Source organism: uncultured Bacteroides sp. (assembly GCF_902491285.1).
GTDB lineage: Bacteria > Bacteroidota > Bacteroidia > Bacteroidales > Bacteroidaceae > Bacteroides.
Window position 1 is genome coordinate 78,241 of record NZ_CABUHK010000011.1, and the last position, 10,862, is coordinate 89,102.

Consider the following 10,862-nt stretch of genomic DNA (forward strand, 5'->3'; position numbering starts at 1 on the left):
ATATACTGGGTATGAAAACAATGAAATATATAATAACAGCCTTGATGCTGTTTTCGATGACTTCCTGCGAACTGGAACGTCTGGATTATACCGAAATCTCTCCGGAAAACTTCTTTAAGACGGAGACTGACCTGAAACTGGCGGTCAACTCGCTCTACTACGATTTTAATCCCGGTGATTTCAAAGCTGTTTATTCGGCGGATTACATGGGGTATCAGATTATTGGTGATATGACGACCGATGTGCTTTGGAGCTGCTGGGCGTGGGAGTCGGACGAACTTTATTTCCAGCAATGGTATGCCACTGTGGGCGGGAGTATTCAGAATCATGCTTACTCGAATTTCGAACGTTATAATTTCCTTTCCAAAGCGCGCAATACCATCCGCCGTATTGAGAACTCTCCGGTGAGTGAAGATGCGAAGGCACTTTATTCGGGCGAGGCGAAGGCTTTGCGCGGATGGATGGGGCTTTACCTTTATGATATGTTCGGCCCTGTACCGGTGGCTTCGGACGAAGTGTTGGACGACCCTCAGACTTTTGTCTATCTGCCTCGGCTGACCGAAGAAGAATATGACGCGATGATGGAAGCGGATTTGCGGGATGCGATTCGTGATTTGCCTGAAGTGGCGGAAGCGCGCGGACGCATGACAAAAGGGGCTGCCCGTATGATTCTGCTGAAATATTACATGATAAAGGGCTATTTTGACAAAGCGGAAACTTTAGCCCGCGAGTTGATGGAGATGGAAGGGCGTGTATATAGTTTGCAGCCTGATTATAATTTTATTTTCTCCAAAGAGGGAATAGGCAATAATGAGGTGATTCTGCAACTGGCCTGCAATAATACAGCTAGTTGGTATTCGAATTATATGACTGTCGAGGTGCTTCCCGCTGATTATCCGTGGGCTGAAAAGGCGACTGGTTGGGGCGGTTATGTGATGCCCTGGGACTTTTATGGCACATTTGAAGAAGGTGATTTGCGCTTGAAAAATGTAGTGACTAGTTATACGAATAAGAAAGGGGAGAAGATAGACCGTACAAACAGCAGCCAGTTGGCAAAAGGGGCGTTACCTCTGAAATACGGGATGGACCCGGATATGAAAGACGGGCAAAGCGGTATTGACGTGGTTATCTATCGGTACTCTGATGTGTTGTTGACACTTGCCGAGTGTATCAACCGTAACGAGGGCAACCCAACGACGGAAGCGATTGCTTTGGTAAACCGTGTTCGTAACCGTGCCAACTTGCCGGTTCTGGATGATGCACAGACCGCTTCAAAGGAAGCCTTCAATGATGCCCTGCTTTTAGAGCGCGGACATGAATTCTATCTCGAAGGTCTTCGCCGCCAGGACTTGATTCGTTTCGGGAAGTACGTGGAATATGCGAATAATCGCATTGACGCAATTAATAAATCCGAAGGTCGTGGCTACTTCAATGTGCACGAAGGGCACAATCGCTTTTGGATTCCACAGAGTTTCATTGATGAGTCGAAAGGGGCTATCAAGCAAAATAATTATGATAGATAGTGATAAGACCTATACATAAGAATTACATAAAAAACAGTTATTATGAAAAATAAGATTTATACAGCTTTGGCACTTGCTCTATACGCTACAACTTTTCATGCACAGCAGATATATGAGCTTTCTGCTCCGGCAAAAGAGAAGACTATATATACGGGGCACCTTAAAATGGGCGGTACTAACCCGTCAGGTGGAAACATTTCCGTAAATAGCTATTATATGTCTATTGACGGAAAGCCTGTGATACCCGTTATGGGAGAATTCCATTTTACCCGTTATCCACGTGCGCAATGGGAACAGGAGATTATAAAGATGAAAGCCGGTGGGGTGAATGTATTGCCAACCTATATTTTCTGGGGATTGCATGAAGAAGAGGAAGGTGAGTTTTGCTGGAGTGGCAATAAGGACTTACGTCATTTCATAGAACTTTGCAAAAAACATGATATGCCGGTAATAGTGCGCATAGGTCCTTTCTGTCATGGTGAAATACGTAACGGCTCTATGCCTGATTGGCTTTTCGCCCGTCCGGTGGATGTACGCAGCAATCAGCCGCTATACCTCTCTTATGTAAAAAGGCTCTATCATGAGATAGGCCGGCAACTGCAAGGATTGTATTATAAGGACGGTGGCCCGATAATCGGTTGTCAGATAGAAAATGAGATGCAACATTCCGCATCTCCCTGGGGGGTAAATTATCCCGGTGAACCGCTGGACTTTACAGTGGCAAGTTATGACATTGACTATGCAATGATTGGTGTAAGTGTGATGGATAAGAAAGTCACTACTGCCGAACTTGGGGAAGAACATATGCGTACTCTTAAAAAAATAGCACAGGAAGAAGGCATCATCACTCCCTTCTATACCGCCACTGGTTGGGGAAATGCGGCTGTTATCGACAATGAAGCAATCCCCGTGACATCTGCCTACACATATCCTTTTTGGGAAGAACCGCGAATGTCACCGTTCTGTATGTTTAAGGATATACACCGTGTACCTGATTATGCTCCGGTACGTTACGATGCGGAACGGTTTCCTTCATTCTGTGCAGAAATGGGTGCCGGCATACAGATGATTTATCGGCGCAGACCTATCGTTACGGCACGTGCGGCCCAGGCATTAATGATTCGTACGCTCGGTAGTGGAAGCAACGGTATCGGATACTATATGTACCACGGCGGTAGCACTCCGTTACGTCAGGATAATATAGGAAGCTATCAGGACGAACCGATGGGAATGCCCAAGATTTCCTATGATTTCCAGGCTCCCCTTGGCGAGTTCGGACTGGAACATCCGTCTTATCGTTACCTGCGTACCATCCATTCGTTTCTTGCCGACTTCGGCAGTTATCTTGCTCCTATGGAAACTGTGTTGCCGGACGGTTGGGAAAAGATGACACCCGACAATCGTGACGAGTTGCGTTACGCTGCCCGGATGAAAGACGACAGCGGATTCATTTTTATGATAAACTTTCAGGACCATGACACATTGCGTCATGATATGGATGGACTGCAACTGCAACTGAATCTTCGTGGTGAAACACTGCGCATACCCGAACAGGGAACTTTTATGTTGCCGAAAGATGAAAGTATGATTTTGCCGTTCAACATGATGCTCGGAAATGCCAAACTCCGTTATGCTACGGCACAACCTCTGATGAAAATCAATGATAACGGTGTCGACCACTACATTTTCTTCGCCCCAGAAGGTATGAAACCAGAGTATTGTTTTGATGCCCGAACGGTCAAAGGTAAGGCTAAATATGCCGTTACAAGCGGTCTCAGAAGTACTGTCACCATAACACCCCGCAACGGTAAGAAAATAAAGATAACGACACTGAATCACGAACAGGCACTCAATGCTATCAAGGTGGACGGGAAGCTGCTGATAACGACTGCTACCGTACTGCCGACAGCGGAGGGCATTACTTTGCAACAACTTGGTAATAATGCCTTTGACTATATCCTGTATCCTTCGGCAAAGGGATGGCAACAACAGACAGTACAAGTTGAAACTGTCAGTCCCGAATGTCGCGTAGAGAGGATAACAACCCGTCGTGTCACCGTAGCCTTCTGCGATACCGTCCATGTGCCGCAGGTGAATGAGTACTTCATGAAGATAGACTATACGGGCGATGTGGCGATGGCTTTTCTCGGTGGAAAGATGGTACAGGATGAATTCTGGCATGCCCAGCCATGGATGATTGGCCTTAATCGCCACAAAGAAATGATGAACAAAGAAGCTATGTCGTTTTACTTCCGTCCTTTGCGTTCGGACGCTACTTGTTTGCAAGATTTTCCCAAGTCTGCAATTCCTGCTTTTAAAGGAGATGGACAAGTGCTTGAGATTAAGAACGTGGAAATTATCCCTCAATATCAAGTGAAGATAAATAAATAGTTCCTAAATTTATGAGGAAAAGCTTATTTACATTATTGGTTACTCTTCTCAGCACAATGGGGTATTGTGCCGAGAAGGTATATATGGACAAGCAGGGTGTGATACGTTGGACGGAAAATAAAAAGGAAGTAGCCTTGTTCGGTGCCAATTATTGCCTGCCTTCAGCTTGCGATTTCCGTGCGGCAGGTTATGTTGGCGGTGAACGCAAACAAATGATTGTGGAAGACTTGGAACATTTCAAGCGCATGAACTGGGACGGATTACGTCTTTGCTTTTGGGGAGACTATCAGAATACAGACCGCCAAGGAAATTTGCAGGAAAATGAACATTTGCATCTGTTGGACTATCTTATAGCCGAAGCGAGTAAAAGGGACATTTATATGCTGCTTAGTCCCATCGTGACTTATGATTCACAATGGCCGGAAATGAGTGACACGACGAATACGGGGCTGGCGAAGTATTATCCGAAAAGTGCACTGATTCATGATGAACAGGCCATTCGTGCACAGGAAAACTATATAAAGCAATTGCTGAATCATCGTAATCCGTACACCGGTCATTGCCTGAAGGATGAACCGAACATTCTGTTTGTCGAGCTTATCAACGAACCTGCCCAGTTCCCGGAAGATATTTCCGGCATGGTACGATATATCAACCGGATGTGTAAGGCAATCCGTAGCACCGGTTGTAAAAAACTGACTTTCTACAATGTCAGTCAGGACTTCCGCGTAGCTTCTGCCATTCGGAAATCGGACATACAAGGCTCTACCTATGCCTGGTATCCGAGTGCGTTGAACAACAATCATTCTATTGAAGGGAACGGCTTGCTGTTTGTTGACCGTTACGAGCAGATGCTTCATCCCGATTTGAGCGGAAAGGCGAAAATCGTTTATGAGTTTGATGCTACTGATATGGCTTCCGGTTTTATGTATCCGGCTATGGCTCGCGAGTTCCGGCGGGGCGGTATTCAGTTTGCTGCAGTCTTTTCTTATGATATGCTGCGTACGGCTCCGATGAATTTAGGCTGGCAGACTCATTTTTTCAATATGGTCTTTACGCCTTCAAAAGCGGTGAGCGGTATGATTGCCGCCGAAGTGATGCGTCGTGTTCCGCGTGGCAAGCACTTCGGGTATTATCCTGATAATAATACTTTCGATAACTTTCGGGTGAGTTACGATGGGCAGTTGAGTGAATTGAACTCCGGAGATATGTTCTATTATTCAAATACTACGTCCACCCGTCCCAAGAATCCGGAAGCATTGAAGCATATTGCCGGGGTAGGCTCTTCTCCGGTGGTGCGTTATTCGGGGACAGGTATTTATTTCCTGGATAAACAAAGTAATAATACCTGGCAACTGGAAATTTACCCTGATATTATGGAAGTTGACGACCCTTACAAAATGCTGAACAAGCATAGGGTATCAAGAAAGTCAGCGTATAATGAACGGAAAATAAAGATACAGCTCCCCGGTCTTGAAACAGAAATGGCTGTCTTGCCCGGAAAGTATCTGCTGACGGATGGGAAATTGGTTAGTAAGGAAGAACTTCCCGCCAAGGATTTCTATCAAACTCCGATGAAAGAGTGGAAAATAGTTAATCATACGTGGGCGGAGTTTACCTCTGATAAGGAAGTGACATTCCGGTGTGAAGTGTTCGGCCCCAAACGTCCTCAACAGGTAAACGTCTACCTGATGCTGAAACCTTGGGGATGCAAAAGCGTACCAATGACAGCGGAAGACGGTTTCTTTTATACAGCGAAAGTCGATTTAAGTTGGCTTGCTAAAGGGGATTATGAATATCATTTTGGTGTAGACACGGGAGAAGATACAATCTTGTTTCCGGAAAAGACATACTGTACTCCCGAACGGTGGGACTATTATGAGCAAGCTACTTATGCTATGCGTTTGGTAAACGAAACAACTCCTTTATCCCTTTTGGGGGCACAGGACAACTGGAAACATATCCGTCGTACACGTACGTTCAGAAGTCCCGAATCACAGTTCAGCACGGTAGTGTCAGGAGAGGAATTACTGCCTGCTTTTCGGCTTTTTGTTTCAGATTTGGAGAAAAAGGAAGATTATATAGCTCCTTGTGATGTGACTTTCTCCCATTATATAGGTGACCGGATGGCCTGTCGAAGTAAGAGTAGGACGGCTCCTGCGTATATCCGTATCCGTGCTCATGGATTGAACGGTACGGATAGAGCAATCTGTAACCTTGTTGATAAAGAGGGCAGGGGATATGGTACTGCGTTTGATTTGAAAGCCGAAGCATCAGATATTCTAATTCCGGTATCTGACCTTGTACCTACTAAAGCGGCTATGTTGCCTCAGGACTGGCCGGGAGTGAATCCTTATTGGTATCCGGCTTCCGCACAAGAGAATAATGGTATTGCATTGGATTGGAAGATTATCGACTTTGTTCAGATTTCACTTCGGGATGAGCTTTACGATATCGGCAACCGGAAGAACAAGGGAATTATTGTGGAAAGAATAGATTTATTGTTCCGTTGATAGTCAAGTGAAACCGTATCAAAAATTCTCAAGTATTCTCACTGCAATGAGAAAAAATACTCATCGCAGTGAGAACTTTTTCTCATTCCTATGAGTATTTATTCTCACTGTGGTGAGAATAATCCCTTGTCTGAATAGGCTGTGGCTAACTTTTTTGTCAGTTATGCCATAAGTTACGGCACAAATTTCACACAAACCGGTTTGTCTACCTTTATATCTTTATGTATATCCGATAGTAATCCTGTATCTGTATCCCTTTCATAAACCTGAATCGCATTACTATCCCTGCAAGCCACCAATAGATATTTTCCATTAGGCGTAATGATAAAGTTACGCGGATGAATCCCTGTCAGTTGGTAGCCTGTTTTCGTTAACTTCCCGTTTTCAGAGTCGATACGGAAGATAGCGATACCGTCCGCTTTCAGCCGGTTACTGGCATATAGAAACTTACCGTCCGGGCTGATATGAATATCGCCACTACCTTTTGCTCCGACTGTGTCGGCGGCTATTGTCTGAATCTCTTCCAAGCTTCCATCTTTATATCCGAAAGCGATTACCGTGCCCGAAAGTTCGTTTATCAGATAAGCATAGTTGCCGTTCGGGGCAAACGTCAAGTGTCGGGGACCTGAACCGGCTTCCACTTTAAAGGCGGCAGGAGAACCTTCTTTGAGAAAACTCTCTTTGTTCTCTGCATCTGCGTTCGGATTAATGATAAACTTATGTATCTGGTCTGTCCCTAAATTATCGGCAAACATGTATTTACCGTCCGGAGTGATACGGACACAATGCAAGTGTGGCTTTTCCTGCCGTTCTTTGTCGGCTCCCGAACCTTCGAATTTTATAATATCGGAAGCGGGCAGGAGTGAACCGTCTTTTGCGATGGGAAAAACGGAGATACTGCCGCCACTATAATTGGCGGTTATCACATTCTTTCCATTCGTAATGATATAGCAAGGGTCTTCTCCACCGGTCTTCTGTGAATTCAGCAATTTGAAAGTCCCTTTTTCCTTGTCGAAGGCAAATGCGTTGGCGGCAGCCTGTTCATTATTGAACTCACTGACTGCATACACAAATTTTCCGTCGGCAGAAGGTGCAAGATAGGAAGGGTTTTCTACTTCCACTTCACTGAGTGCGGTGGCTGTCCCGGTTTCTTCGTCGAAACGGTAGCTGTAAAGTCCTTTACTGTCTCCTATGGTATATGTGCCTACGAGCATTGTTAACTCCTGATTCACTGATTCGGGACTTTCAGTCCGGGCAGCTTTTTTTGATGTGCAACTGATTGTGGTCATACTGATTATACAGATAGTGGCGATAAATTTTATCATATGGGTTGTTTTCGTATTGATTATTACTTCTTTAATTGAGGTAGTTTTACCTCTGCTACCCCTATCCGGTCACTATCTAATACAATGCGTAAATCGCTGGCGGTAGTTCCTTTGAAACGGAAGTCCAACAGTTTGTTGTACTCTTTCACAGTACCGGAATATACAGTGAGGAATTGTCCGCCGCCACTGGATAGTTGTATCTCAAAGTCTGTCTCCAGTCCGTTATCACGGGAGAAGGCAATGGATACTCCGTCTATTTTAGCTCCATTCCGTAAGGTAAAGGTAATGTAATCTCCTTTATTGCCTTCCCAGGATGTAGTTAAATTATTGTCAATAACATTATCCGCTGTTTCTGCGTTGGTGCTGGCGCTGACAGGGCTGCTGGCTTTGGTTGTGTTTGCGGCAGGTGTTTGCCCCGGTTCAACAACAGTCAGCGTTCCGTTCAGACGAATATCCGTAGAAGAGGCTCCTATCATGAATGTGAAATCACCCGGTTCTACTACCCAATGCATATCGGCATTCAATAATTCCAGTGCTTTACGGTCGACAGGGAAAGTAATTTCTTTTGTCTCGCCCGGTTTCAGATGTACCCGTTCAAATCCGGCAAGGTTCTTCTCATAAGTGGTGACACTGCTCAGTACATCACGCACATACAGTTGTACTACTTCGTCCCCTGCTCTTTCTCCGGTATTGGTAACTTTACAAGTGACATAAGTCTTTTGATTGGGAGTGATAACCACCGGAGAGATTTCCAAGTCGGAATATTCGAAAGTAGTATAACTTAGCCCGTATCCGAAAGGATATAATGCACCGTTGGCGCGTGACATATTGCCGTCCGGTCCCGGATTCTTACCGCCGTCAATCTGTGATGAGGGTTTGCAAGGGAAGTTAAACGGGATTTGTCCTACTGTTTTCGGGAAAGTGACAGTCAGCTTCCCACCCGGATTATAATCTCCGAAAAGCACGTCGGCTACCGCTATTCCACCTTTGGAGCCCGGATACCAGGCTTCAAGGATAGCAGGAACAAACTTATCCGCCCAGTTGATAGAAAGCGGGCGCCCGTTGATTAGCACTAGTACAACAGGCTTTCCGGTAGCTACTATCGCTTTCAGCAAATCGAGCTGACGACCGGGCAGGTCGAGACTGCTACGGGATTTGTTCTCTCCGCATGTACGCTGTCCGCCGCCTAATACTACGACTGCTACATCTGCCTGTTTTGCCTGACTGACAGCTTTATCTATTTCTTTTTGTTCTTCATCTGTCAGAGGATAGTCTATCAATTCGGATTCCGGCCAATTGGCATCTACCAAGTCGCATCCTTTGGTATAAAGTACGTCTGCTTTGTCTTTCATCTTTTCCTGAATACCTTTTAGGACAGAGGTAATCTCTACTGCCAAAGGGCCGTAATGAGTGAGTGCATACGAATGTTCATCCGCATTCGGACCGCAGACTGCTATCTTTCGGATACTTGAAGCATCCAGCGGCAATACATTCTTATCGTTTTTCAAGAGTATGATAGATTCACGGGAGGCTTGCAAAGCGACTTCTTCGTTTTCTTTCTTTTCTACTTCTTCATCCGCTCCTTTCAAATTCGTCTGATAAGGATTATCGAATAAGCCGACAAGGAACTTCACTCTCAGAATGTCGCGTACACGGTCATTGATAACTTCTTCGCTCAATCCCCCTTCTTTGACCAACTCCCTTAAAGGTAATACATACGAATCCGGCGAACGGAACGTACAACGCACATTCAATCCGGCTTCCACGCTTTGGCGAACGGCTTCTTTCATATCCTTGGCAGTCCCATGTTTGGTATAAAGATATTCTACGGCATCACTGTCCGAAACGACATATCCGCGGAATCCCATTTCTCCGCGCAAGCGGGTAGTCAGCCAGTAATAGCTGCTCTGAATCGGAAAGCCGTCATAGTCATTATAAGAACTCATCACACCGAGTAATCCTGCTTCACGGATAACTCTTTTAAAAGGATAGACATGAAGCATCTCCACTTCGCGCGGTGACATCTGCGGGTCGACACGAGCCATTCCTTCGCGTGCGCCTTTATTGTTGCTATAAGCGATAAAATGCTTTCCGGTAGCTGCTACCTGGTGATTATGCTGCATGCCTTTCACCATCTCGATTCCTAATTCCGCAACTAGATAAGGAGATTCTCCATACACTTCTTCGCAGCGTCCCCAACGCTGGTCGCGTCCTACATCGAGTATCGGGGCATATACATTGGTATATCCCAGCATACGGGCTTCACGTCCGGTAATCAGTCCTACCTGATGAATAAGTTGCCGGTTCCATGTATGTCCCAAGCCCAGTTGGGTAGGGAAGTTGGTAGCTTTATAACTCTCCACTCCGCGAATCCCTTCATTGGTAAAGTCGGTAGGAATACCAAGCCGTGTTTCTTCGATAAAAAAACGTTGTACTTCATTCAGTGCCCAGGCATGTTTGGAAGCTGGCCATACATATTCGTTGTCCGACGGTGGAAGTCCCCATTGCTGGAAACCGTTCAGATGCTCGTCAATAGCTCCGATACCGTCTTTCCAAAGCTGTTTTTTCCATTCGGAAGTAGGCAAGTCATCTTTTAAAACCCGTTTGTACCCGTAAAGAGTCACCATTTGGCATGTTTTCTCTTCCAGTGTCATTTGACTGAGCAAATCTTCTATGCGTGCTTCGATAGGTGCTGCCGGGTCTTCGTAGGTATCTTTAACACCATTCTTATTGAAATCTATCCATCCTTTCTTGTACATTTCCGTACGGACGGGTTTATAAACATCAGGTATTCTAGTCGTTTTTTGTGCCGGGAGGAGTGCACAACTTCCTAGAAATAAGCTGGTCAGTAAAAGTTTTCTCATAATATATTTTTGTGTTAAGAATAAATTTGCTCCGTAAAGATAGTGCTTTGATATAATATTTGCTAACGTCTTCTCGTAATTCCGAAAACATTTCCTATCTTTGCACTCTTGGAAAGCGTTCTGAACAATCGCTATTCTGTACGAATGAAAATTTGGGGTTGACTGGATTTGACAGCGGGCAGAAATGGTAGGTAAGCATGCAGTGGGTCGGTAATTTCCACTTAAATCTCAGTTATCAAAATTTTA

5 protein-coding genes are annotated in these 10,862 nt (G+C 45.2%); 3 read left to right on the top strand and 2 right to left on the bottom strand.

The window, feature by feature from the left end:
• Window positions 1–11: 11 nt before the first annotated feature.
• Genes RDN93_RS04750 through RDN93_RS04760 form a run of 3 tightly spaced genes read left to right on the top strand, consistent with a single transcriptional unit; the run spans window position 12 to window position 6,427 of the window.
• Entirely contained in the window at window positions 12–1,523 is a 1,512-nt protein-coding gene (locus RDN93_RS04750) for a RagB/SusD family nutrient uptake outer membrane protein (RefSeq protein ID WP_308744427.1), read from the top strand.
• A 42-nt stretch (window positions 1,524–1,565) separates the two neighbouring features.
• The gene (locus tag RDN93_RS04755) at window positions 1,566–3,914 is read left to right on the top strand and encodes a beta-galactosidase (RefSeq protein WP_308744428.1); all 2,349 of its coding nucleotides are present in this window, start codon (window positions 1,566–1,568) and stop codon (window positions 3,912–3,914) included.
• 11 nt (window positions 3,915–3,925) lie between these two features.
• Entirely contained in the window at window positions 3,926–6,427 is a 2,502-nt protein-coding gene (locus RDN93_RS04760; RefSeq protein ID WP_308744429.1) for a hypothetical protein, read from the top strand.
• 173 nt (window positions 6,428–6,600) lie between these two features.
• On the opposite strand, the gene RDN93_RS04765 is transcribed toward RDN93_RS04760, so the two are convergent.
• Window positions 6,601–7,752: a lactonase family protein gene (locus tag RDN93_RS04765; protein ID WP_308744430.1), complete on the bottom strand. Its 1,152-nt coding sequence runs from the start codon at window positions 7,750–7,752 to the stop codon at window positions 6,601–6,603.
• 23 nt (window positions 7,753–7,775) lie between these two features.
• Complete coding sequence (locus RDN93_RS04770) at window positions 7,776–10,616, bottom strand: glycoside hydrolase family 3 N-terminal domain-containing protein (protein WP_308744431.1); 2,841 nt, start codon at window positions 10,614–10,616, stop codon at window positions 7,776–7,778.
• Between the last annotated feature and the right edge of the window lie 246 nt (window positions 10,617–10,862).